We start from the raw sequence: 22,340 nt of genomic DNA, 5'->3' as shown, positions 1-22,340 counted from the left end.
ACCGTGCGTGGCATGCCGGATGCTGAAGACGTACGCCGTATCGCCCTGTCCCTGCCGGACACCACGGAGAAGATCGCCTGGAGCATGCCCACGTTCCGGGTGGCCGGGAAGATGTTCGCCACGCTGCCCGAGGACGAGACGTCCGTCGCCGTGCGCTGTCCCAAGGAGGAGCGCGACGAACTCGTCATGGCCGAGCCGGGGAAGTTCTGGATCGCCGACCACGAGGCCCAGTTCGCCTGGGTGAGAGCGAGACTCGGCGCGCTGGAGGACGAGGACGAGCTGCGCGACATCCTCGCCGACTCCTGGCGGCAGGCCGCGCCGCCCCGACTCCTGGAGGCGTACCCCGAGTTGGGCCTGCCCGGCGGTAGCTGAAAATCCCTCGGCGGACGTCGGGGCGGCGTGGCATGATCCCGCGCGGCACAAGCGGTGAGGGTGGGGAACCGGGACGGGAGTACACGCGATGACCGGTATGGAGTCGCGGCGTGACAGCGTTGCCCGGGCCGGGCGCAAGGACGGAGCCGACGTTCCGGCCGTCTGGTCGCGGGACTTCGCCCTGTTCTTCGTGGCCCGGGCCGTCGCCCGCCTCGGTGACACCATGCTGCCCGTGGCGATCGCCGCAGGCCTGTTGGAGCGCGGGTACGGTGTGGGCGCGGTCGGCCTCGCCATGGCTTCCAGGACCGCCGCCTTCGCCGGACTGGTCGTCTTCGGCGGGGTCATCGCCGACCGGTTCAGCACACGCCGGCTGATGATCGGCTCCGATCTGGTACGGCTCGGCACCCAGTCGCTGACCGCCGGCCTGTTCTTCACCGGGCACGTGGTTCTCTGGCAGATCTGTGCCCTCGGTGTCGTCAGCGGGGTGGCAGGAGCCGTGTTCCAGCCCGGTGTGGCCAGCACCGTCCCCCGTCTCTCCCGCGACGTTCAGGGTGCCAACGGCGCGATCCGCATCGCCGAGTCGGCCGCGCAACTGGTGGGGCCCGCCACCGCCGGTCTCCTGGTCGCCTTCGCCTCGGCAGGGGGTGTGATCGCCGCGGACGCCGCCAGTTACGCGACCAGCGCCCTGTGCCTGCTGCTCCTCCGGCTGCCGCCGCTCCCTGCGGCCGCCCGCACCACCGCACCCGGTCCGCGCGCGTTCCGGGCCGACCTGGTCGAGGGCTGGCGGGAGTTCCGGTCGCGGACGTGGCTGTGGGGCGTGATCGCCGTGTGGTGCGTGTACATGATCGCCGTGTGGGGCCCGACCCTCCCGCTGGTGGCTGCCGAGGTCGTCCAGCATCACGGCCCCCGCGCCTACGGCCTGGTCAACTCGGCCCTCGGCGCGGGCACGGTCGTCGGTGGCCTGCTCGCCCTCAGACTGCGTCCCCGCCGCATGCTGCGGGCCGGTGCGCTCGCCCTGTTCGCCTTCTTCGGCTTCCCGGCGACCGTCGGCGCCGGCCTCGGCGTGCCTGCCATGGCGGCCGGGGCGGCGGTGGCCGGGGCCGGGATGTCGTTCTGGGGGGTGATGTGGGCGACCAGCGTGCAGACCCAGGTCCCGGCCGACGTCCTCAACCGCATCCACGCCTACGACGTGGCCGGCTCCCTGGCGATGATGCCCGTGGGCCAGGCCCTCGCGGGCCCGGCGGCCGAAGCCCTCGGCGCCGACCACGTCCTGCTGGTCTCCGCCACGATGAGCGTGGTGGTGGCCGCGGCCCTGCTCTCGGTCCCCGCGATACGGGGCCTGGTACGAGCGGAGGCGCAGGCACCGGAGCACTGAGCCGGCGCCGCGGTCGGGCTGGTGTGGGCTCGCGTGCGTGTTCTGGGCCGGGCATGCCGTGGTCGGGTTCGTGTGACCGGCGTCGGCGCGGCGGGCCGGTGTGGTTGGGCTCGCATGGGCTCCCCTCTGCGTACGGAATCGGCGCCACGGGCCGGCTCGTGTGGGCTTCCGCCCGCGCCGGGCCGCCGCCCAGTCACGCGGGCACAGACGCCCGCCCCGCCCCCACGAACGCCCCGATCCGCTCCCGCAGGCTCCGCGCGTCGAGCCCGTGCGCGGCGGCGTGCTCCGCGATCGTCCCGTACCGTCGCAGCTCACGTCGTCCCACGCCGAGGCCGAGCACCCGGTGCGGCACATCCGCCAGGGCCCCGCTCACGGCCGCAGTCGACGTTCCCGCGAGGTACGGCTCCACGAGGACGACGTCCGTGCCCGCGGACTCCGCGGCCCGGCGCAGCCCGGCCGTGTCGAAGGGCCGTACCGTCGTCGCGTACAGCACGGTCAGGTCCAGGCCCTCCGTGGCGGCGAGCACCGTGTCCAGCATCGGCCCGACCGCGACGACCACAGCGGAGCGCCCCTCGCGGACCGTCAGGAAGCGCTCCCCGTCGACCGCCAGCCCCTGCGGGTTGGCCTGCACCGAGAGCCGTACGTACACCTTGTCGTCCCCCGCGGCGACCGCGCGCCGGAGCAGTGTCTCGGCCTCGTCGGGGTGTCCGGGCACGTGCACGGTCCAGCCGTCCAGGGTGTCGAGCAGCGCCACATCGCCGGGCGCCATGTGGGTGTAGCCGCCGGCCGGCCAGTCGAAGGAGGCGGCCGCGCTCACCAGCACCGCCCCGGTGCTCTGGTGTCCGAGGTCCAGCTTGACCTGCTCGAAGGGCCGCTCCACGAGAAAGCTGGCGAAGGTGTGCACGACCGGCCTGAGTCCGGTGAGCGCGAGACCGGCGGCGGCCCCGACCAGCAACTGCTCGCGGATTCCGACGTTGATCACCCGGTCCGGATGCCTGCGCAGGGCCTCGGCGAAGCCGTCCTTGCCGATCTCGGCGAGGACGACCGCGACCCGCGGATCCTCGTCCAGCAGCCGGGAGACGACGGGGGCGAAACGGTCACGCATGGTGTCCATGAGGGCTGAACCCTTTCCACTGAGTTCTGACGGGAGGGACGGGAGAGATCAGGCGTTCTTCGGCTCTACGCGGGCGACGACCACATGCGGGCGCCCCGGGTGCGGGGCGGTGAACGCGGCGTACAGGGCCTCGTGGTCCCGCCCGTCGACGGTCACCGCGGACCAGCCCGCGGCCTCGAACCGGGCGGCGATCCCGCCGGGCCGGGCATGGCTGGCGGAGGAGTTGTCGATCACGACCGTGTGCAGCCGTTCGAGCCCGGCGGGCCCGGCGAAGGCGATCGCCTCGTGGTTGCTGCCCTCGTCCAGTTCGGCGTCCCCGATCAGCACCCAGACACCCGGCTCGTGCAGCCCCTGCGCCCGCAGCCCCAGCGCGCTGCCCACGGCGATCGGCAGCCCGTGCCCGAGCGACCCGCTGCCGATCTCGGCCCCGGACACCAGCACCCGGTCGGGGTGATGCCCGAGCGGGGAGTCGTACGCCCCGAACCCCGGCAGCCACTCGACGGGCACGAAGCCCTTCGCGGCCAGTACCGCGTAGTACGCCATCGGCCCGTGCCCCTTGCTCAGCAGGAACCGGTCCCGGGCGGGATCCTCGCGCCGCTCCGGCGTGACCCGGAGTACCCGGTCGTACAGCACCCACAGCGCGTCGAGCGTGGAGGTGGCCGCGGGGCCGTGCTTCTCGTCGCCCGTCATGAGCGCCATGAGTCCGGGCAGGTCGTCGTAGCCACAGGTGCGCGTGTCGTCCGCTGCGATCTTCATGTCGAGATCGTGCAACCTCAACCAAGCTTGAGGTCAACCGGAAACGGGTGCGCGACCACCGACCCGAGTGCGGTATTGTTTCCCTGCGCGTTTCGACCGGGGAAACCCCAGGTCAAACGGCACCGGGACGTGGCGCAGCTTGGTAGCGCACTTGACTGGGGGTCAAGGGGTCGCAGGTTCAAATCCTGTCGTCCCGACCAGCTTTGTTGCCGGTCGGAGGCCGTCTTCTCAGAGATGAGGAGACGGCCTTTTCCGTGTCCGCTTCCGTGTCCGCTTCGGTTTCTGTTTCCGTGTCCGCGGGACTCTCGGCTTCCTCGTCGGGGAGCATCGGGCGGTGATCGCCGGTGGCGATCCTGGCCGCCATCCCGGCGAGCTGCCGGCAGGCTTGCGCGATCTCCCGCTGGGTCGTGTTCCGCTCGCTGACGACCGCCGCGACCAGTAGCGCGGTCAGGGCGGCGGAGCCGTTGAACGCCTGTAGGGTGATCATGTTGGTGAGCAGGTCGTGACCGGAGAACGGGCCGGCCTGCCGGCCGGCGGCGATGATCGCGAAGGTCGACACCGCCAGTGCGCAGGGCGCGGCCCCGGCCAGCTGGAAGCGGAAGGCCGCCCAGACCAGCAGCGGGAAGCCGAGGAACAGCAGCGGTGTGCTGCCGGTCTCGATGAAACCGATGCAGACGGTGGCGGCCACCAGCAGCAACCCCTCCACCCACCGGGACGACGTCGCCCCCCTCGGCCAGCGTGCCGAACTCAGGACGAGCAGGACCGGCGTGACCACCAGGACACCCATCGCGTCGCCGGTCCACCAGACCGACCACGTGGGCCAGAAGTCGTTGGAGGTCAGCACCCCGGCGAGGACCAGGGTCCCGGTGCCAGTCGTCGCGCTGACCAGCATCCCGGTGAACGCGCCGAGAAAGATCAGGGCAAGCGCGTCCCGGAAGCTGTCCAGTTCGTTGCGGAACCCGGAACGGCGGAGCAGCCCGTAGGAGCACAGGGGCGCGACGGTGTTTCCCGCCACGATCGCCAGCACGGCCGGGAGCGTCGGCCCCAGCGGGAAGTTGACCAGGAACGCGCCGAGTGCGATCCCGGGCCAGACCCGTGGGCCGCGCAGGAGCAGGCTCGCCACCGCGATACCGCTGGGCGGCCACATCGGCGTGACCTGGCCGCGCACCAGCTGCTGGAGCAGTCCCACCTTCGCCGCGCCGAAATACAGCCCGGCGATGACACAGATCTCCAGGACGGCCAGTGCGGCGCGCCCGAGCCGTTCATGTGGTGCGACAGCCATCGGGCGACCTCCGTGTCCATCGCCCCGAAGCCCATCATCCGTCGGATCCCGCGGATCCTCCACGGCACCGCTCAGGCGTCCGGGGTGCGCAGGGCGAGGATGGCCATGTCGTCGTGACCGTCGCTGGGATGGTGCTCGGCCAGTGCCCGGACGAACTCCGGCAGAGGCAGGGCGGCGTGTTCTGTGGCCAGCTCGGCCAGCTCGGCGAGACTCTCGTCGATGGAGTGGTCGGGATGTTCGATCAGTCCGTCGGTGAAGAAGACCACGGTGGCGGCCGGGGGCAGGAAGCGGGAGTGGTCGGGGCGCGCCTGCGCGGTGTCGACCCCGAGCGGGAGTCCGGGCTCGGCGAGCAGGAGCTCCACTCGACGCTCAGGGGTGATCAGCAGGGGCGGGACGTGCCCCGCGGTGCTCCAGCGCAGCCGCCAGCCCGACTCCTCCGGTTCGATGCGGGCCAGGGTGGTGGTCGTGACGGGGTTGTTCGTGATGGCCTCCAGGGCCCGGTCGAGCTGGGTGAGGACCGCGCCGGGCGGATTGCTCTGGTCGAACAGCAGAGCGCGCAGCATGTTGCGGGTGGACGCCATGGCGGCCGCGGCATGCAGATCGTGGCCGACGACGTCGCCGATGACGACCGCCACGACGTTGTCGGGCAGGGGGATGGCGTCGTACCAGTCCCCGCCGAGCTGACTGGGCTCGGCGGCGGGCTGGTAGATGGCGGCGGCGGTGAAGGGGCGAAGGTCGGGCAGGGTGGGCAGCAGCAGCCGCTGGAACTGCTCTTCTCGTACGCGTACCCGTTCGAACAGGCGGACGTTCTCGATCGCGATGCCGGCGGCGCTGGCCAGGGCGAGGACGACGTTCTCGTCGTGCACGTCGAAGGGCTGTCCGTCGCGCCGCTCGGCGAGGTAGAGGTCGCCGTAGATCTCGCCGCGCACGCTGATGGCGACGCCGAGCAGGGTGCGCATGCGCGGATGGCCGGGCGGGAAGCCGGTGGAGGACGGATGGGCCGGGATGTCGTCGAGCCGCAGGGGTGCGGGGTGGCGGATCAGATGGCCGAGGACCCCCCGCCCCCGTGGCAGGCCGACGTCGGCCAGATCATCGCGTTCCTGCTCGGACAGTCCGGCGGTGATGAACTGTTCCAGGCGCTCCCCGGACTCGTTGAGCACACCCAGTGCTCCGTAGCGGGCGCCGACCAGGTCCATGGCGGTGGTGACGATACGGTGCAGCACCGCGGGCAGCTCCACCTCTCGGCTGATGGCCACCACCGACTCCAGCAGACCCTGCAGCCGGTCCATGGAGGACAGCAGGTCGCGCAGGATGTCGTCGATCCGGCCCAGCTCGGAACGCAGGCGCACCTGCAGGTCGGGTAGGCGCGGCTGCCTCGACGGTCTCCCCTCCCGCTCCTTCGCCATCAACGTTCCGGCCTCCTGACACGATCCGATCAAGCGGCTGCGTCGCCTTTCGATTGTGGCATCGGTGAGCGGATTCAGGCGGTCCGGACGTCCCGCCGGGACAGCGCGAGATAGCCGACCAGCCCGAGGATGGCCACCGTCCAGGACAGCGTCACCGGGCCGAGGCCCAGCCCGAGGCCGCCCCGGTGCGGCTCCAGCGCCATCCAGTCGGCGAGCGAGGCGCCGAGCGGGCGGGTGATGACGTACGCCGTCCAGAACGCGGGTACCGCGCCGAGGGTGCCCGCCCCGTGGGCGAGGGCCGGGACGCAGATCATCACGCCGAACAGGACCGCCGAGCCGAGGTAGCCGAAGCCGATGGACGCGGTCAGGTCGCCCGCGGCCGTGCCGAGCGCGAACGTGGCGAGGACGGCCGCCCAGTAGAACGTCTCGCGGCGACGGGTGCGGATGCTGTGGATCGACAGGGTCCGCTCGCTCGCGTACCAGAGGGCGAAGACGGCGGCCAGGGCGGCCATGAACAGGGGCGTCGAGAGTGTGTAGGGGATCCCGAGGCCGACGTGCAGGATGTCCGCCGCCATGGTGCCGAATACGCTGACCATGACGATCGCCGTCCAGTAGACCCAGGCGACGTACCGGCGGACGGCGAACTGGAGCACGAGCGAGGCCACGAAGGCGAGACCGCCGAGGCCGACCGCCGGGACGGGGCCGAGGAGGTGGGCCAGGAAGTCGGACGCGGTCTCGCCCATGCCGGTGGTGAGGACCTTGATGATCCAGAAGTAGACGGTGACCTCGGGCACCTTGTTCGCGCTCTCACGGATGCGGGCGCGGGCGCCGGCATGATCGTGGGGCCGCCGGTCGAGGACGTGCTCTGTGCTCATGGCCGCACCCTCGCATGGTCAACTGCCCTTTCCCCAGCCCCCTTTGCCATAGTTTTGGGGCTTCTGGTGCAGGTGTTGCCACGGGCCGCCGCAGGCCTGACCACAACCTGAACGCATCCGGTGAAGCCCTGGCCGGAGACCTGACTGGCCTGATAGGCAGGCCAGTCACCCAGGCGACCGACGTCAGGAAACGACACCCACGTGGGCGAGGGCCTGCTTCAGCAGCACCCCGTGCCCGCCCGGCATCTCGCTCTGCACGGCCGGCGAGGCGGCCTCCTGCGGGCTGAACCACACCAGGTCCAGCGCGTCCTGCCGGGGCCGGCAGTCGCCGGTCACCGGGACCACGTAGGCGAGGGAGACCGCGTGCTGGCGCGGGTCGTGGTACGGCGTGACGCCTGCCGTCGGGAAGTACTCGGCGACCGTGAACGGCTGCATGGAGGCCGGCACCCGGGGCAGCGCGACCGGGCCCAGGTCCTTCTCCAGATGGCGCAGCAGAGCGTCACGGACCCGCTCGTGGTGCAGGACACGGCCGGAGACGAGGGTCCGGCTGACCGTTCCGTCCGGGCCGATGCGCAGCAGCAGCCCGATGCTCGTGACTTCGCCGCTGTCGTCCACGCGCACGGGCACGGCCTCGACGTACAGGATCGGCATCCGGGCCCTGGCCATTTCCAGCTCGTCCGTGGTCAGCCAGCCGGGCGTGGTTTCGGTCATGTCAGACATTGCTTGATCATACTTTCCGGGTGGGGCGCGCGCTCAGTCGCGGGCCGGATCGTTCGCGGGGATTCCGTACAGTCGGCGGGCGTTGTCACGACCCGTCCAGGCCGCGATGCGCAGGGCGTCGGGCAGGCTCAACTCGTCGGCGTCCACCCGGGACTGGAGCATTCCGGCCAGCCCCTGCCGGAAGGACAGTGCGCCCAGGTGGTGGAACTCGGCCACACCGTAGGCGTCCGAGCTGTACAGCAGTTTGCGGAACGGGGTGATCTCCAGCGCCTCCTCCAGCACCGCCCGGGAGCGGGCCGGGCCGGTGTAGTGCAGCGCCAGGCCGACGTCCAGGTACACCTGCTCGAACACCGTGGCCAGGTAGGCCGCCTGGCGGTGGTATGGCCAGCAGTGCAGCAGCAGGACCGGGATCGTACCGGCCGTCAGGTGCAGCCAGTCGGTGAGCAGGGCGGGGTCGGCGTGGTGCAGCCGTAGGTCGGCGTCGCCGAAGCCGGCGTGCAGCTGCAGGGGCAGGCCGAGGTCGACGGCCGTCCACAGCAGGTGTCGTACGAGGACCGGGTCGGTCAGGCGCCCGCCGTCCGCGAGCCAGCGCCGGGCGGCCTCCGTCACCTCCGCCTCCGTGGGGCGCTCGGGAGCGAGCGCGAAGCCGGTGCGGTAGGCGGCGACCGACTTCACCGCGACCACACCGGGCCGCCGTACGGCCTCCTCGGCCGCTGCCGGGAACACGGCCGCGTACTCGCCCGCCTCCACGCCCCGCGCGGCCACGGCCTCGGCGACCTGTTCGAGCCGTACGACCTCGTGGGCGGCGGCGCCCGCGGCCTCGGCCAGTTCGGCGGGGGAGGTGACGGGGTGCGGGGCGAAACCGGTGTCGACGCAGAAGACCTCGGCTCCCGCTGCGGTCAGGAAGCGGCGGTTGACCTCGCGCCAGCCCAGTGCGGAGCGCCGGGCCAGGTAGTCGGCGGGAGGCGCGTGCCGGGGCAGGTCCAGCAGGGGTGCGCAGTGCCGGCGTACGGCCACGCCGACCGGGCTGTCGAAGGTCGAGCTGCCGGGCCAGGCCTCGGCCTCGGTGATCAGCGACTCGAACTCCTCGGGCGCGAGGTCGGCGGTGACGGCGCCGTGGCAGTGGTGGTCGACCAGCGGAAGTGCGGCGAGCGCCTCGTGGACCGGGCCGGAGGCGGGCATCGTCAGTACTTCCAGCGGTAGGCGGCCGCCACCTGTGCGTCGTCGAGCCCGTCCACGGCGGCTGCCTCCCCGAGCCGTACGGCGGTCACCGCGTCCGCCAGGACCGGGCCCAGCGCGGCCCGCAGCACCTGGTCGGCACGGAACTCCTCGACGGCCTGCGGCAGCGAGGTCGGCAGGCGCTCCACCCCGCGGGCGGCCGCCTCGTCCGGGCCGTACCGGGCCGGGTCCCCGGTGATCTCCTGGGGAAGCGGCAGGGACGCCGCCATCCCGTCGAGGCCGGCGGCGATGACGCAACCCAGCGCGAGATACGGGTTGGCGGCCAGGTCGACCGGCTTGATCTCCATGTTGGCGTCCTGGTCCCGGCGGCCCGCCGTGCCGGTGACGACCCGCAGCGCGGCCTCGCGGGTCTCCCGGCCCCAGGCGGTGAACACCCCCGCCCACCGGGACGGCTTGAGCCGCAGATAGCTGGCCGGGCTCGGCGCGGTCACCGCCGTCAGCGCCGGCAGACGGGCGAGCACCCCGGCCATGAACGACTCCGCCTCGGCCGTCATGCCGTACCGGCCCTCGCCGCCGGAGTGCACGTTCACCCCGCCGCGCCAGCAGGACAGGTGCAGATGGCCGCCGTTGCCGACACCCTCGGGAAGGAACGCGGGCGCGAACGAGACCCGCAGCCGGTGCCGCTGCGCCACCGCCCGGATCGTCTGACGCACCAGCACGCTGCGGTCGGCCGCCGCCACCGGGTCCAGCGCGCCGACCGAGACCTCGAACTGCCCGGCCGCGTACTCGGGGTGGATCTGGTCGACGTCCACGCCCTGTGCGGTGAGCGCCGCCAGCAGGTCGGTGGTGTAGTCGCTCAGCTCGATCTGCCGGGCCGCCCCGTACGCCGGCCCGGAGACCGCCGGGACGAACTCCGCGCCGGGCGCCGTGTCGAGCCCGACCGCCCATTCGACCTCGACGGCCGCCTTGAAGGCGAGGCCGTGCCGGTCGGCGGCGTCGGCGACGATGTGGCGCAGAAAGGTCCGGGCGCAGCCGGGGTGGGGCTCACCCTCCTGCGTGATCCGGTCCACGGGCGCCCACGCCCAGCCGGGCTGCCCGGCCAGGGCCACCAGCTGGTCGAGGTCGGGGTAGAGCCTGAGGTCGCCGTCGGGGGAGCCGAGGACGTCGGTGGTCACGATCGAGTCGTCGGCCAGGAACGTGTCGAACACCGGCGACATGCCGACACCCCAGGACACGGCCGCCTCCAGGCGTGCCGTCGGGATCGTCTTGACGCGGCCGATGCCCGCCGTGTCCACATAGGCCAGCACGATCCCCTGCACGCCCTGGGCGGCCAGCTCGGCGGTGAGCGCGGGCACCCGGCGCAGGTCGCCGGGGCGCCCGCCGGGCACCGGGTCGGCAAGGGTGGTCATACGTCCTCCTCGGCGGGCTCGGCCCCGGTGTCGTCGGGCTCAGGGTTTCACGGCCACCGCGCCGTACTGCGGTACCGCGGCGGCGTCGGGCTCGGCGCGCCACTGCGAGCACGGCACCAGGCCCGGGCCGACCAGCTCCAGACCGTCGAGGAACGCGGCGATCTCGGCGCCGCTGCGGGCGGTGATCGGCGGGGTGGCGTTGGCGTTCCAGAACTCCATCGCGGCGATGTTGCCCTCGCCGCCCACCTCGGTGTCGAAGGTCGGGTGGGTGAGCACCAGGTGACTGCCGGAGGGGACCGCCGCCATGACCTGCCGCACGATGCCCCGGGCCGCGTCGGTGTCCAGGACGAAGTTGAGGATGCCCAGCATCATCACCGCGACCGGCCGGTCCAGGTCGAGCGTGTCGGCGGCGCGCCGCACGATGGCGTCCGGGTCGTGCACGTCGGCGTCGATGTAGTCGGTGACGCCCTCGGGGGAGCTGGTGAGCAGGGAGCGGGCGTGCACGAGCACGATCGGGTCGTTGTCGACGTACACGATCCGCGAGTCGGGAGCGATCCGCTGGGCTATCTCGTGGGTGTTGTCGACCGTCGGCAGTCCGGTGCCGATGTCGAGGAACTGGCGCAGCCCGCGCTCTTCGGCCAGGAAGCGCACCGCCCGACGCAGGAAGTCCCGGTCAGCACGGGCCACCGACCGGATCACCGGGAACATCCCGGCGACGTGCTCGCCGACCCGCTGGTCGACCTCGTAGTTGTCCTTGCCGCCGATCCAGTAGTTCCAGACCCGCGCGTTGTGCGCCACGGAGGTGTTCAGCCTCGCCGGTCCGGCCGTCGGGGATTCGCCCGCGCTCACGTCGCCGCCCTTCTCGTGTGCGGTTGTCGTGGTCATTGTGCCGCCCGTCGATCGCGCTGTCCCGGGAAACGCGCAGCGTGAGAGCCTGGCCACCCTCCGAGGCGCCCGGCCGCATGAGGAACACTGGAACCTGCGGCTCCCACCCGCCCACTCGTCGGTTCCCACTCCCTGACCCGTTCCCGACCGGAAGAAGGACATGCCCGCCACGCCCGCGTCCCTCCTCGAAACCCCCGGCCTGCCCGCCGGCTCCGCCGACATCCGGCTCGTCGTCACCGACATGGACGGCACCCTGCTGGACGACGCCAAGCGGATACCCGGCGGCCTGTGGCCGATGCTCGCCGAACTGCGCCGCCGCGGAGTGCTGTTCAGCCCGGCGAGCGGTCGCCAGTACGCCACGCTGGCCCGGCAGTTCGCCGAGGTCGCCGAGGGCATGGTGTTCATCGCGGAGAACGGCACGTATGTGGTCCGCGACGGTGTGGAGCTGAGCTCCGACGTACTGGACCGGAGCGTCGCCTCGGACATCGCCCGGACGGTACGGCGCCTGGCCGCGGACGGCGTCGACGTGGGCGCCGTGGTCTGCGGCAAGCGGTCGGCGTACGTCGAGCGGACCGACGAGGCGTTCCTGGCGGAGGTGCGCAAGTACTACGTCGAACACCGGATCGTCGAGGACGTCACCGCCGTCGAGGACGACGTGATCAAGGTGGCGCTGTTCGACTTCGGGTCCGCCGAGCACACCACCGCCCCGGCCCTTCAGTCCTTCACCGACAACCACCAGGTCGTCGTGTCCGGCGAGCACTGGGTCGACGTCATGAACCGCACCGCCAACAAGGGCGCCGCCCTGCGCGGCCTGCAGCGCGAGCTGGGCATCACGCCCGCGCAGACCATGGTGTTCGGCGACTACCTCAACGACCTGGAGATGCTGGACGCCGCCGACTGGTCCTTCGCCATGTCCAACGCCCACCCGGAGGTGGTCCGCCGGGCCCGCCATCTCGCCCCGTCCAACAACGAGAACGGGGTGCTGCGGACCGTCGCGCACGTTCTCGGTCTCTAGGCCCTGTCGTCGAATTCCCGCCTGCCCCGCGGCGAATTTGACGACAGGGCCTAGGACGGCCGCGCGCGGTTCAGCGCTTCAGGCCGACCGCACCGTACAGCGAGATCGGTCCGTCCGGTTCGCTCTCGGGGCGCCAGTCCGCCACGGAGACGATCCCCGGCTCCAGCAGCTCGAGCCCCTCGAAGAACGTGCCCACTTCCGCCTGCGAGCGGGCCACCAGAGTGACCCCGCCGGCGGCGTACGCGGCGATGCCCCTGCGGACGTTCTCCGGTTCGAAGTCGGCCGTCATCGTGGACAGCACCAGGCAGCTGCCCGGAGCCAGCGCGTCGACCAGCGTGGCGACCAGCTCGTGGGCGCCGTCCTCGTCGGCGACGAAGTGCAGCAGGGCGATCAGGGACAGGGCGACGGGACGGTCGAAGTCCAGGACCCGGGCCGCCTGTTCGAGGATCGCGCGCGGATCGCGGGCGTCGGCCTGGACGTACTCGGTCACGCCCTCGGGGGTGCCGCGCAGCAGCGCGTTCGCGTGGGCCAGCACGATCGGGTCGTTGTCGACGTAGACGACGCGGGCGTCCGGGGCGACGGACTGGGCGATCTGGTGCAGGTTGGGCTCGGTCGGTATGCCGGTGCCGATGTCCAGGAACTGGCGGATGCCGGTCTCCTGGGCCAGCGCACGCGTGGTCCGGCGCATGAACCCCCGGTTGGCGAGGGCGGCCCGCGGGGCACCGCCCCCGTCGATCGCCGCGATCTGCCGGCCGAGTTGCTCGTCGACGGGGTAGTTGTCCTTGCCGCCGAGGAACCAGTCGTACACCCGCGCCGGATGCGGCCGGGTGGTGTCGATCTCCTGCGCGGCCGGCTCGGTCCCCGTCACGTCCTGTTCCTCCGTTCGCAGGCCCCCTTGTCGTCCGGGGGCATGCCAGCAGTCTGACACGATCTTGGGGTGCGGCGGAGGCGGTCCTCGGTCACCTGCCCGTTCGGGGCGTTCCGCCAACGGGGCTGCGGTTGCCGCTGGTTGGGGTTCTGATCAGTGGGGGAGTGCCGGATCTCCCGGGTGCGCCGGACCGGTCGGGCGTGCTGGACCGGCCGCGTGCGCCGGACCGGCCGAGTGCGATCCGCCGGGAGGCAGTTCCGTGTCGAGGAAGCGCAGCACCTCCGCGAAAACGTCCGCCCGGTCCGTCTCGTTGAACACCTCGTGCCGCGCCCCGGCGAAGATCCGCTCGGTCAGCCGGCCGCCGCTGAGCCGCTCCACCCCGACCCGGCTCCCCGGCAGCGGAACCAGCCGGTCGTCGTCCCCGTGCAGCCACAGCAGCGGCAGGGGGCCGACGTCTCCGCCCTCGGCCACGGTCTCCAGGGTGCGGACGAACGCCCGCAGCGTCGGCCGCTTCATCGGGCCGTGCCAGACCAGCGGGTCGGCGGCGTACGCGGCGCCCACCGCCGGGTCACGGGAGAGCGCGGCCGGGCTGATGGGGGTGTCGGGGATCTCGGGCAGGGCCAGCAACCGCCCGGGCAGCTCCCAGACGCCGATCACCGGCCCGGACAGGATCAGCGCGCTCAGCTCCGCGCCGTACCGCTGGGCGTGCCGGGCCGCGATCAGGCCGCCCATGGAATGGCCGACCATGACGAGCGGCAGGCCCGGATGCGCGGCGCGAGCGAGGTCCGCCGCCGCCTGCACGTCGGTGACGACGTCCTCGAAGTCCTCGATCACCACCCGCTCACCCGTCGACCTTCCGTGCCCGACGTGGTCGGGCCCGTACACCGCCGCCCCGTGCCCGTTGAGAACGCCCGCCAGTTCGTCGTAGCGACCGGCGTGTTCCCCGTACCCGTGCACCACGAGGGCCAGATAGCGCGGCTCCGGGTGCGGCCACTCGCGTACGACGATGCCGTCGAGGATGTGCTCGCGGACGTCGGCCATGTCTCCTCCGGCTGCCTGGGTGAAGGTTCCGGGGGATCTTCCCAGGGAGCCGCCCGGAGGTCTATAGTCCAAAACTAGCAGTGCTAATTAAGTGCGCCTGTCGCACACCCGTAGATTCGTGCTGATCCGCAGCGTCGTAGGTCAGGAGTCCCAGCCGTGCGTCCCGTCCACTTCGCGGCCGCCCGCCGCACCCCCATCGGCAAGCTCCGCGGAGCCCTGTCCGCCGTACGGCCCGACGACCTCGCGGCGACCGTGATCCGCCACCTGGTGGCCGACGTGCCCGCGCTCGACCCCGCCCGCATCGACGACGTCTACTGGGGCGCCGCCAACCAGGCCGGCGAGGACAACCGCAACGTCGCCCGCATGGCCTCGCTGCTGGCCGGCCTGCCCGAGTCCGTGCCCGGCGCCACCGTCAACCGGCTGTGCGCCTCCGGCCTCGAAGCCGTCACCACCGCGGCCCGCACCATCGCCGCGGGCGAGGCCGACATCGTGATCGCGGGCGGCTCCGAGTCGATGAGCCGCGCCCCCTTCGTGCTGCCCCGCCCCGACGAGGCCCTGCCGCACCGCATCGAGACCTTCGACACCCGGCTCGGCTGGCGCCTGGTCAACCCGGCCATGAAGGACCTGCACGGTCTGCTGGCCATGGGCGAGACCGCCGAGGAGGTCGCCGAACGGTACGGCGTCTCCCGCGCCCGGCAGGACGAGTTCGCGCTGCGCAGCCACCAACTGGCCGCCGCCGCACGCAAGAACGGCCACTTCGACGACGAACTCCTGCCCGTGGAGCGTCCCGACGGCGTCACGGTCGAGCAGGACGAGTGCGTCCGTGAGGACACCTCGCTGGAGAAGCTGTCCCGCCTCAAGCCGGTCTTCCGCGCGGGCGGCACGGTCACGGCGGGCAACGCCTCGCCGATGAACGACGGTGCCGCCGGGCTCCTGCTGGTCAGCGAGGAGGCCCTGAACGAGCTGGGCCTGGAGTCCCTCGGCCACTACGTCGCCGGCGCCTCGGCGGGCGTTCACCCCGACGTCATGGGCATCGGCCCGGTCCCCGCCACCCGCAAGGCGCTCGCCCGGGCCGGCTGGGAGATCGGCGACCTCCAGGAGGCCGAGTTCAACGAGGCGTTCGCCGCGCAGGCACTCGCGTGCGTCGACCAGCTGGGCATCGACCCCGACCTGGTGAACCCCACCGGCGGCGCGATCGCCCTCGGCCACCCGCTCGGCTGCTCCGGCGCCCGCATCCTGACGACCTTGCTGCACCGGATGCGCCGCACGGGTGCGGAGCGGGGACTGGCGACCATGTGCGTGGGGGTGGGGCAGGGGAGCGCGGTGCTGGTCGAGAGGCATTAGCGCTTCGCCGACGGGGGCTCCCCGCAAGGGGATCAACGGGGTTTCCCGGGGGGATTCGGTACACGAGCCGCAGCAAGGAAACGGAGCACCACTGCATGGCAACCCTGTCCGTCGCCGCCATCCTCGCCGAGAACGCCCGGCGCCGCCCCGAGAAGACGGCTGTGGTCGAAGGTGATCTGCGGCTCACCTTCGCCGAGGTGTGGCAGCGGGCCCTCGCCCAGGCCGGGGCACTGGCCGGACTCGGCGTACGACCGGGGGACCGGGTCGCCCTGATGGCGCCGAACACCGCCGAGTTCCCGGTCGCCTATTACGCGATCGCCGCGGCCGGCGGTGTCGTGGTCCCCGTGCACCTGCTGCTGTCGGCCGGGGAGGTCGAGCACGTCCTGCGGGACAGCGGGGCGACGCTGCTCCTCGTCCATCCGGCCCAGGCCGAGACCGGCCGGGCCGCGGCCGCCGCCACCGGTGTCCAGGCGGTCGCCCTGGGCGAGCAGTTCGAGAAGCTCGCCGCGGACGCCGAGCCGCTCCCGTCGTACCTCACCCGCACCGCCGACGACCCTGCCGTGATCTTCTACACCAGCGGCACGACCGGCGTCCCCAAGGGCGCCGTGCTCAGCCACTTCAACCTGGTGATGAACGCCACCGTCAACGCCTTCGACGCCAACGACATCCGCGCCGACGACATCGCGCTCGGCGCGTTGCCCCTCTTCCACGCCTTCGGCCAGACAGTCTCGCTCAACTCCACCTGGCGGGCGGGCGCCACACTGGTCCTGCTGCCCCGCTTCGACGCGGCCCGCGCCATCGAGCTGATGGCGAAGGAGGGGGTGAACACCTTCCACGGCGTGCCGACCATGTTCGTGGCGCTCGCGGCGGCCGCGGCGGACGCCGGCGCCCTCCCCGCACTGCGCGTGTGCGTCTCGGGTGGAGCCTCCCTCCCGGTCGCCGTACTGGAGCGGTTCGAGGCCGCGTTCGGCACGCGGATCTACGAGGGATACGGGCTGTCGGAGACCTCGCCGACGGCCACCGTCAACCAGCCCGTCTTCGGCACCAGGGCCGGCACCATCGGCCACCCGCTGTGGGGCGTCGACGTGGAGATCGCCCGCGCCGAGCTGGAGGAGCGGATCGACCTCCTGCCGCCCGGCGAACTGGGCGAGGTCGTCGTCCGCGGCCACAACGTCTTCTCCGGCTACCTCGGCCGCCCCGAGGCCACCGCCGAGGCCCTGGTCGACGGCTGGTTCCGCACCGGGGACCTCGGCACCAAGGACGAGGAGGGCTTCCTCAGGATCGTCGACCGCAAGAAGGACGTCATCATCCGCGGCGGCTACAACGTGTACCCGCGGGAGGTCGAGGAGGTCCTGATGCGGCACCCCGAGGTCGCCCAGGTGGCTGTCATCGGCCTGCCCGACGAGCTGCACGGCGAAGAGGTGTGCGCCGTCGTCGTGACGGCACCGGGCACCGTCCCCGACGCCACCGCAATCACCGAGTGGTCCAAGGAGCACCTGGGCCGGCACAAGTACCCGCGCCGCGTGGAGTTCGCGGACGAGCTGCCGCTCGGGCCGAGCATGAAGGTGCTCAAGCGGGAGCTGCGGGCCCGCTACGGCGGCCGCTGAGCCGGGCCCGGCACACCGGGCGTGCGGACCGCCCTGCGAGACGGTCCGCACGCCGCCGGATGCGTGCGCATAGCATCGGTCCCCGCATGAACACGATGACGCTCTGGCACATATCAGGCTGGGAGTTCGCCGCCCTCGCCTTCGCGGCCCTGCTCGTGGGCTTCTCCAAGACCGCCGTCAGCGGGGCCAACACGGTCAGCCTCGCCGTCTTCGCGGCGGTCCTGCCCGCTCGGGCCTCCACGGGCGTGCTGCTGCCGGTCCTGATCGCGGGCGACGTGCTCGCCGTGCTCACCTACCGGCGGCATGCCCACTGGCCCACGCTGTGGCGGCTGTTCCCGGCGGTGGCGGCCGGCGTGGTGGTCGGCACCCTGTTCCTGGTGTGGGCCGACGACGAGGTCGTACGGACCTCGATCGGAGCGATCCTGCTGCTGATGTCCGGGGTCACGCTGTGGCGGCGGCGCCGGGCCGGGGCGGGGGACGAGCCGGACGCGGTGACCACCCGGGCGGGCCGGATGAAGGCTCGCTCGTACGGCGTCCTCGGCGGGTTCACGACGATGGTCGCGAACGCGGGCGGGCCGGTGATGTCGATGTATCTCCTGTCGGCGGGTTTCCGGAAGCTCGGCTTCCTCGGCACGTCCGCCTTCTTCTTCCTCATCGTCAACGTGTCCAAGGTGCCCTTCAGCGCCGGACTCGGCCTGATCGACGGCCGCTCGCTGCTCCTTGACGCGGCGCTCGCGGTGTTCGTCGTTCCCGGCGCGTTGTTCGGCAGATGGGCTGTGAACCGGATCAACCAGCGGTTGTTCGAGCAACTGGTGATCGCCGCGACGATCGTGGGTGGACTGCAACTGCTACTGCGCTAGCCCGAGCAGCGCCGGGAGGTCCGCGAAGGAGTCCACGACGTGGTCGGGCGTGCCGCCGGCACTCGTGAGCGTCTGCGGCTGGTACTTCCCCGTGCGGACCAGCACCCCTGTGATGCCGACGCGCTGTGCCGCGAGCACGTCCGACTCGACGTCGTCGCCGACCATCAGCGCCTGGTCCGCGGCCACCCCCAGCCGGGTCAGCGCCGCCTCGAAGAAGGCCGGGGACGGCTTGCCCATGACCTCGGCCTCGACCCGCGCGGCCTTCTCCAGCCCGAGCAGGAAGGCGCCCGAGTCCAGCTGCAGCCCGGCCTCGGTCCGCCAGAACAGATTGCGGTGCACGGCGAGCAGCCGCGCACCCTGCTGCAGGTACCCGAAGGCCCGGTTGAGCGCTGCGTAGTCGAACTCGGGCCCGGCACCGCCCAGGACGACCACGTCGGGGCGTTCGTCGACCAGGGTGATGCCACCGAGATCCTCCTCGATGTCCCCGCTGTTGAGGAGAGCGCATCGGGCACCCGGAAAGTGCTCGGCGAGATGGGCGGCGGTGAGCGCGGGCGCGGTGAGGACGTCCTCGGCGTCCACCTCGAAACCGGCCCCCGCCAGGGTTTCGGCGATCGACGCCCGTGTCCGGGACGTCGTGTTGGTCACCAGGGCCACGCCGAGACCGGCCGCGCGGATCCGCCGCAGCGCCTCCACCGCACCCGGCAGCGGCTTCCAGGAGACGGTGAGGACACCGTCGATGTCGATCAGGACGGCACGCACGGATTCCACGGATCCCATGGCCGGACCCTAGCGACCCGGGCGGCGGATCGGCGCGGACGACCTCGTACGCTCACCCTCATGTCCCCGCACATCCTGATCCTCGGCGGCACCGCCGAGGCCCGGCGCCTCGCCGCCGACCTCGCCGCCCGCCCCGGAGTCAGGGTCACCACGTCGCTGGCGGGCCGGGTCGCCCGCCCGGGCGCGCCGGCCGGCGAGGTGCGGATCGGCGGGTTCGGCGGCGCGGAGGGCCTTGCCGACTGGCTGCGCACGCACGACGTGGACGCCGTCGTCGACGCCACGCACCCCTTCGCCGAGTCGATCACGGCGAACGCGGCACGCGCGGCGACGGCCACCGGAGTTCCCGCGGTCGTTCTGCGCCGCCCCGGCTGGCACCCGGGCCCCGGCGACCGCTGGCACGACGTCACGTGCCTGGCCGCGGCCGCCGAGGCCCTGCCCGGCCTGGGCCGCCGGGTGTTCCTCACCACCGGCCGCCTGGGCCTCGCGGCCTTCGCCCACCTGACGGACCTGCACTTCGTCGTACGGTCGGTCGACCCGCCCGGAGCGCCCCTGCCGCCGCACACCGAAGTGGTCCTGGCCCGCGGCCCCTTCACCCTCGCCGGGGAAACCGACCTGCTGCGCGCCCGCGCCATCGACGTGCTGGTGACGAAGGACAGCGGCGGCGACGCCACGGCCGCCAAACTGACGGCCGCACGGCAACTCGGGCTGCCCGTGGTCGTCGTACGACGCCCCCCGCTCCCGGACGGCGTGACGGCGGTGCCGGACGTGGCGGCCGTACTCGACCGGCTGGGGTTCGACGGCCCCTGACCACCGAGCCCGTCGGTCCCGCCTTCTCGGCTCGCCCGTCAGGATTCCCCGGGACCGGGATGCCTGCGCAGCAGATACGTGTCCATGATCCACCCCTTGCGCTGCCGGGCCTCGGCGCGCAGCCGCTCGATGCGCGGGGCCGCCTCGGCGAGGGGACCGGAGACCAGGATCTCGTCCGGGGTGCCCAGGTACGCGCCCCAGTAGATGTCGATGTCCTCCTCGGCGTACTTCCGGAAGGTCTGGTGCGCGTCCAGCATCACGACGACGTCGTCCACCCCTTCCGGGAAGCCCTCCGCCAGCCGCCGCCCGGTGGTGATCTGCACCGGCCGGGCCACCCGGTTCAGGCCCGTACGATGCCGGGCCATCAGCGAGGAGACGCTGCTGATGCCGGGCACCACGTCGTACTCGAACTCCACCGCGCCCCGGGCCAGCACCTCCTCCAGGATCCCCAGCGTGCTGTCGTACAGCGACGGATCACCCCACACCAGGAACGCCCCGGTGCCGTCCTCGCCCAACTCCTCGGCGATCAGCCGCTCGTAGATGCCGGCGCGCGCACTGCGCCAGTCCTCCACGGCCGGCGAGTACGCGGCCGCGCCCGCCCGGCGGTCCCGCTCCGGGTCACGGGCCTGCACCATCCGGTACCCGCCCTCGGGCCGGTGCGCGTCCACCATGTCCCGGCGGAGCTGGGTCAGATCGCTCTTCACCTCGCCCTTGTCGAGCAGGAAGAACACGTCCGTGCTCCGCAGCGCCTTGACCGCCTGCAGGGTCAGCTGGTCGGGATCGCCCGCACCGATACCGATGACATGAATCTTTCGCACACCCCGAGTCTGCCGTATGCCACTGACAGTGAGCCCACCGCCTCCGCAGGGCCCCGACGGCCTCGCTCAGGAACCGAGCCGCGGCGCCTCGGCTCCTGCGTCCACGGGCCCCGCCCCGCGCTCCACCCGCCCGGCCAGCTCCCGGGCCCACCCGGCCAGCCGGGCCAGATCCATCCCGTGCGGCCGCGCGTCGCCCCGCTCGGCCGCCCACTCCTCGATCGCCCCCGCGCCGCGCCGCAGCAGCCGCGCCCCACCGACGACGTTGCCGCGGGCCGCATGGGTGAGCCCCACCGCCAGCTGTGCCAGTCCCCGCCACAGCGTGCGTTCCTCGTCGGGGCCCGACTTCCAGGCGTCCTCGAACACCTCGTGCGCGTGGAAGGGCTTGCCCGCGTCCAGCAGCGCCTGCGCCTCGGCGACAGTCTCCGCCGGGGTCCGTACGACTCCCTCCGGCTGACGTTCGACCCCCTGCGCCCCGTACGGCAGCGGCCGCCCCAGCCCGTCCCGCGGCCGGGCGCTCCGCGCCCGCCCTTCCACGTCCCGGTCCCGGCTGTCCGCCGGCCTCCCCGCCGCTGCGCCCGCGTTTCCCATACGCCCGATTGTCCCCGCCCCGGCCGGTCCCTCTTCGGTGCACCCCCACCCGTGGGGTAAAGTTCTGTTCGCGCGATCACGCGGGTCACCGCGAGTGAGCGCATCGGGACGTGGCGCAGCTTGGTAGCGCACTTGACTGGGGGTCAAGGGGTCGCAGGTTCAAATCCTGTCGTCCCGACTTGCGAGACGCAGGTCAGGGGTCATTCCAGAGGGATCTGGGATGACCCTTTGCGTATGTCCGGGACCCGCTCAGTAAACCGCCCTCAGGGCGTCGACCAGCGCCTTGCGGATGTCGGGGAGAGGGCGGTCGAGGGCGGTCAGGTAGTCCGTGAACTTGTAGTCCACATAGGCGATGTCCGCGCCCCCGGTCCTCGCGTGCGGAAGGCGCATCGAGGGAATCCCGAACGACTCCGCGACCGCGATTCCGTGCAGCGACGACGAGGCGATGACCGCGCAGGAAGTGATCTGCGCGATGACCTCGTCCACCGGCTGCGTCACGTCGATCACCATGTCGGCGTCCGGATACGGCCGGCGGTCCAGCCAGTGCGGCACCACACCGAGCCGGTACTTCACCACCGGAGACCGCTCCCACAGTGCGCCGACCAACAGCCCCGGGTCACCGAGCGGCACATCGACCCCGAGGTGCGCGGCGGTGTGCGCGCCGCGTACCGCCAGTACCGTCCTCGGCGGAGCCCACAGGGGAAGCGGATGCATCAGACCGGAACCCCAGACCACCGTGGCCGGATTCGTCAGCTTGTGCAGGATCGACCCGCACGCCACGAGTTCCGCGTCACGGACGGGGACTCTCCGGACGGGAAGGCCGAGGCGCTCCAGGATCAGCGGACCGAGGGCGTCGCCGAAGTTCTCCCGGCTGTCCCGCATACGCCACGACCACACACCGATTGGCTCCCGCCCCATCAGCCCGCGACCTCTCGTTGCTCCTCGCCGGTGGAACCGTCCTGGGGATTCTGCATCAACCGGTCGCCGACGGTGCTCTGACGCGCCCGAGGGGACGGGGATGGGGCGTCCGGCTCATGTTCCCGGGACGGCTGGGCCGGCATGTTGGTCCGCGCACGTCAGGGCCGGTCCCTCGGGGTCCGGATCGGCCGGCTCGGGAAAGAGAGAGGACACAGCATGAGCAACCGGATGAAGTTCGCGACGAGTTACGTGAACGTCCTTTTGGCGATCGTCGGAGCCGCGGCGCCGGTGGCCGGGACTCCGTTGGCCGAACCGCAGGGGGCG

The 22,340-nt window shown here is 72.3% G+C and carries 22 protein-coding genes and 2 tRNA genes; 9 read left to right on the top strand and 15 right to left on the bottom strand.

Features of this window, described 5'->3' with window-relative positions:
* The first annotated feature begins 12 nt into the window (after positions 1-12).
* Positions 13-372: an MmcQ/YjbR family DNA-binding protein gene (locus ACWC5O_RS04190; protein ID WP_450584857.1), complete on the top strand. Its 360-nt coding sequence runs from the start codon at positions 13-15 to the stop codon at positions 370-372.
* Positions 373-469: 97 nt separating this feature from the next.
* A complete protein-coding gene (locus tag ACWC5O_RS04185; RefSeq protein WP_450585080.1) occupies positions 470-1,747 on the top strand; it encodes an MFS transporter in 1,278 nt (425 codons plus the stop codon).
* A 193-nt stretch (positions 1,748-1,940) separates the two neighbouring features.
* Here the strand turns inward: ACWC5O_RS04185 and ACWC5O_RS04180 are convergent, their stop codons facing one another.
* Complete coding sequence (locus tag ACWC5O_RS04180; protein ID WP_450584855.1) at positions 1,941-2,861, bottom strand: transketolase family protein; 921 nt, start codon at positions 2,859-2,861, stop codon at positions 1,941-1,943.
* Between the two features lie 48 nt (positions 2,862-2,909).
* Positions 2,910-3,617 (bottom strand): transketolase, encoded by a 708-nt coding sequence (locus ACWC5O_RS04175; RefSeq protein WP_450584853.1) that lies wholly within the window; start codon positions 3,615-3,617, stop codon positions 2,910-2,912.
* A 123-nt stretch (positions 3,618-3,740) separates the two neighbouring features.
* Here ACWC5O_RS04175 and ACWC5O_RS04170 point away from each other — a divergent pair.
* A tRNA-Pro gene (locus ACWC5O_RS04170) sits at positions 3,741-3,817 on the top strand.
* Here ACWC5O_RS04170 and ACWC5O_RS04165 read toward each other — a convergent pair.
* The 7 genes from ACWC5O_RS04165 to ACWC5O_RS04135 form a co-directional block, all read right to left on the bottom strand.
* Positions 3,796-4,899, bottom strand: a complete 1,104-nt coding sequence (locus tag ACWC5O_RS04165) for an MASE1 domain-containing protein (RefSeq protein WP_450584852.1) — start codon at positions 4,897-4,899, stop codon at positions 3,796-3,798. The two genes, ACWC5O_RS04170 and ACWC5O_RS04165, sit on opposite strands and share 22 nt — an antisense overlap.
* A gap of 71 nt (positions 4,900-4,970) precedes the next feature.
* The gene (locus tag ACWC5O_RS04160) at positions 4,971-6,248 is read right to left on the bottom strand and encodes a PP2C family protein-serine/threonine phosphatase (RefSeq protein ID WP_450780917.1); all 1,278 of its coding nucleotides are present in this window, start codon (positions 6,246-6,248) and stop codon (positions 4,971-4,973) included.
* Between the two features lie 131 nt (positions 6,249-6,379).
* Positions 6,380-7,180, bottom strand: coding sequence for a COG4705 family protein (locus ACWC5O_RS04155; protein WP_450584848.1), 801 nt, complete (start codon positions 7,178-7,180; stop codon positions 6,380-6,382).
* A 183-nt stretch (positions 7,181-7,363) separates the two neighbouring features.
* Positions 7,364-7,891 (bottom strand): NUDIX hydrolase family protein, encoded by a 528-nt coding sequence (locus ACWC5O_RS04150; RefSeq protein ID WP_450585078.1) that lies wholly within the window; start codon positions 7,889-7,891, stop codon positions 7,364-7,366.
* Positions 7,892-7,933: 42 nt separating this feature from the next.
* Positions 7,934-9,082, bottom strand: coding sequence for an amidohydrolase family protein (locus ACWC5O_RS04145; protein ID WP_450584846.1), 1,149 nt, complete (start codon positions 9,080-9,082; stop codon positions 7,934-7,936).
* Positions 9,083-9,084: 2 nt separating this feature from the next.
* Entirely contained in the window at positions 9,085-10,488 is a 1,404-nt protein-coding gene (locus tag ACWC5O_RS04140; protein ID WP_450584844.1) for a glutamine synthetase, read from the bottom strand.
* A gap of 39 nt (positions 10,489-10,527) precedes the next feature.
* Positions 10,528-11,373 carry an SAM-dependent methyltransferase gene (locus ACWC5O_RS04135; RefSeq protein WP_450584843.1) on the bottom strand — a complete coding sequence of 282 codons (846 nt, stop codon included), beginning with the start codon at positions 11,371-11,373 and terminating at the stop codon, positions 10,528-10,530.
* Between the two features lie 160 nt (positions 11,374-11,533).
* Here ACWC5O_RS04135 and ACWC5O_RS04130 point away from each other — a divergent pair, with 160 nt between their 5' ends.
* Positions 11,534-12,388 carry a Cof-type HAD-IIB family hydrolase gene (locus ACWC5O_RS04130; RefSeq protein WP_450584841.1) on the top strand — a complete coding sequence of 285 codons (855 nt, stop codon included), beginning with the start codon at positions 11,534-11,536 and terminating at the stop codon, positions 12,386-12,388.
* Positions 12,389-12,458: 70 nt separating this feature from the next.
* On the opposite strand, the gene ACWC5O_RS04125 is transcribed toward ACWC5O_RS04130, so the two are convergent.
* Together ACWC5O_RS04125 and ACWC5O_RS04120 are read right to left on the bottom strand one after the other, a co-directional pair.
* On the bottom strand, positions 12,459-13,256 hold the full coding sequence (locus ACWC5O_RS04125; RefSeq protein WP_450584839.1) for an SAM-dependent methyltransferase: 798 nt from the start codon (positions 13,254-13,256) through the stop codon (positions 12,459-12,461).
* A gap of 153 nt (positions 13,257-13,409) precedes the next feature.
* Complete coding sequence (locus tag ACWC5O_RS04120; RefSeq protein ID WP_450584837.1) at positions 13,410-14,297, bottom strand: alpha/beta hydrolase; 888 nt, start codon at positions 14,295-14,297, stop codon at positions 13,410-13,412.
* Positions 14,298-14,453: 156 nt separating this feature from the next.
* On the opposite strand from ACWC5O_RS04120, the gene ACWC5O_RS04115 reads away from it, so the two are divergent.
* The 3 genes from ACWC5O_RS04115 to ACWC5O_RS04105 all read left to right on the top strand — a co-directional run bounded on the left by ACWC5O_RS04115 (position 14,454) and on the right by ACWC5O_RS04105 (position 18,108).
* A complete protein-coding gene (locus ACWC5O_RS04115) occupies positions 14,454-15,641 on the top strand; it encodes a thiolase family protein (protein WP_450584835.1) in 1,188 nt (395 codons plus the stop codon).
* Positions 15,642-15,736: 95 nt separating this feature from the next.
* Positions 15,737-17,248 (top strand): long-chain-fatty-acid--CoA ligase, encoded by a 1,512-nt coding sequence (locus tag ACWC5O_RS04110; protein WP_450584833.1) that lies wholly within the window; start codon positions 15,737-15,739, stop codon positions 17,246-17,248.
* An 86-nt stretch (positions 17,249-17,334) separates the two neighbouring features.
* Positions 17,335-18,108 (top strand): sulfite exporter TauE/SafE family protein, encoded by a 774-nt coding sequence (locus ACWC5O_RS04105; protein ID WP_450584831.1) that lies wholly within the window; start codon positions 17,335-17,337, stop codon positions 18,106-18,108.
* Here the strand turns inward: ACWC5O_RS04105 and ACWC5O_RS04100 are convergent.
* Complete coding sequence (locus ACWC5O_RS04100) at positions 18,097-18,876, bottom strand: TIGR01458 family HAD-type hydrolase (protein WP_450585076.1); 780 nt, start codon at positions 18,874-18,876, stop codon at positions 18,097-18,099. The two genes, ACWC5O_RS04105 and ACWC5O_RS04100, sit on opposite strands and share 12 nt — an antisense overlap.
* 69 nt (positions 18,877-18,945) lie before the next feature.
* Here ACWC5O_RS04100 and ACWC5O_RS04095 point away from each other — a divergent pair, with 69 nt between their 5' ends.
* Positions 18,946-19,692 (top strand): cobalt-precorrin-6A reductase, encoded by a 747-nt coding sequence (locus ACWC5O_RS04095; protein WP_450584830.1) that lies wholly within the window; start codon positions 18,946-18,948, stop codon positions 19,690-19,692.
* Positions 19,693-19,730: 38 nt separating this feature from the next.
* Here ACWC5O_RS04095 and cobF read toward each other — a convergent pair whose 3' ends face one another.
* Together cobF and ACWC5O_RS04085 are read right to left on the bottom strand one after the other, a co-directional pair.
* On the bottom strand, positions 19,731-20,510 hold the full coding sequence (cobF, locus tag ACWC5O_RS04090; protein ID WP_450584828.1) for a precorrin-6A synthase (deacetylating): 780 nt from the start codon (positions 20,508-20,510) through the stop codon (positions 19,731-19,733).
* 66 nt (positions 20,511-20,576) lie between these two features.
* A complete protein-coding gene (locus ACWC5O_RS04085; RefSeq protein ID WP_450584826.1) occupies positions 20,577-21,098 on the bottom strand; it encodes a DUF309 domain-containing protein in 522 nt (173 codons plus the stop codon).
* A gap of 104 nt (positions 21,099-21,202) precedes the next feature.
* Between ACWC5O_RS04085 and ACWC5O_RS04080 the strand changes: the two genes are divergently transcribed.
* Positions 21,203-21,276, top strand: a tRNA-Pro gene (locus tag ACWC5O_RS04080).
* 71 nt (positions 21,277-21,347) lie between these two features.
* Here the strand turns inward: ACWC5O_RS04080 and ACWC5O_RS04075 are convergent.
* Positions 21,348-22,016: a hypothetical protein gene (locus tag ACWC5O_RS04075; protein ID WP_450584824.1), complete on the bottom strand. Its 669-nt coding sequence runs from the start codon at positions 22,014-22,016 to the stop codon at positions 21,348-21,350.
* Positions 22,017-22,340 lie beyond the last annotated feature (324 nt).

It is taken from the genome of Streptomyces sp. NPDC001450, from assembly GCF_053597295.1.
This window is presented reverse-complemented; position numbering and strand designations above follow the sequence as displayed.

What these genes read in the sequence shown, in the direction of transcription:
- ACWC5O_RS04110 (WP_450584833.1), top strand. Translation starts at nt 15,737, where the DNA reads ATGGCAACCCTGTCCGTCGCCGCCATCCTCGCCGAGAACGCCCGGCGC.
- ACWC5O_RS04075 (WP_450584824.1), bottom strand. Translation starts at nt 22,016, where the DNA reads ATGGGGCGGGAGCCAATCGGTGTGTGGTCGTGGCGTATGCGGGACAGC.
- ACWC5O_RS04175 (WP_450584853.1), bottom strand. Translation starts at nt 3,617, where the DNA reads ATGAAGATCGCAGCGGACGACACGCGCACCTGTGGCTACGACGACCTG.
- ACWC5O_RS04150 (WP_450585078.1), bottom strand. Translation starts at nt 7,891, where the DNA reads ATGACCGAAACCACGCCCGGCTGGCTGACCACGGACGAGCTGGAAATG.
- ACWC5O_RS04120 (WP_450584837.1), bottom strand. Translation starts at nt 14,297, where the DNA reads ATGGCCGACGTCCGCGAGCACATCCTCGACGGCATCGTCGTACGCGAG.
- ACWC5O_RS04155 (WP_450584848.1), bottom strand. Translation starts at nt 7,180, where the DNA reads ATGAGCACAGAGCACGTCCTCGACCGGCGGCCCCACGATCATGCCGGC.
- ACWC5O_RS04140 (WP_450584844.1), bottom strand. Translation starts at nt 10,488, where the DNA reads ATGACCACCCTTGCCGACCCGGTGCCCGGCGGGCGCCCCGGCGACCTG.
- ACWC5O_RS04135 (WP_450584843.1), bottom strand. Translation starts at nt 11,373, where the DNA reads ATGACCACGACAACCGCACACGAGAAGGGCGGCGACGTGAGCGCGGGC.
- ACWC5O_RS04185 (WP_450585080.1), top strand. Translation starts at nt 470, where the DNA reads ATGGAGTCGCGGCGTGACAGCGTTGCCCGGGCCGGGCGCAAGGACGGA.
- ACWC5O_RS04130 (WP_450584841.1), top strand. Translation starts at nt 11,534, where the DNA reads ATGCCCGCCACGCCCGCGTCCCTCCTCGAAACCCCCGGCCTGCCCGCC.
- ACWC5O_RS04190 (WP_450584857.1), top strand. Translation starts at nt 13, where the DNA reads ATGCCGGATGCTGAAGACGTACGCCGTATCGCCCTGTCCCTGCCGGAC.
- ACWC5O_RS04145 (WP_450584846.1), bottom strand. Translation starts at nt 9,082, where the DNA reads ATGCCCGCCTCCGGCCCGGTCCACGAGGCGCTCGCCGCACTTCCGCTG.
- ACWC5O_RS04085 (WP_450584826.1), bottom strand. Translation starts at nt 21,098, where the DNA reads ATGGGAAACGCGGGCGCAGCGGCGGGGAGGCCGGCGGACAGCCGGGAC.
- ACWC5O_RS04180 (WP_450584855.1), bottom strand. Translation starts at nt 2,861, where the DNA reads ATGGACACCATGCGTGACCGTTTCGCCCCCGTCGTCTCCCGGCTGCTG.
- ACWC5O_RS04165 (WP_450584852.1), bottom strand. Translation starts at nt 4,899, where the DNA reads ATGGCTGTCGCACCACATGAACGGCTCGGGCGCGCCGCACTGGCCGTC.
- ACWC5O_RS04095 (WP_450584830.1), top strand. Translation starts at nt 18,946, where the DNA reads ATGTCCCCGCACATCCTGATCCTCGGCGGCACCGCCGAGGCCCGGCGC.
- ACWC5O_RS04105 (WP_450584831.1), top strand. Translation starts at nt 17,335, where the DNA reads ATGAACACGATGACGCTCTGGCACATATCAGGCTGGGAGTTCGCCGCC.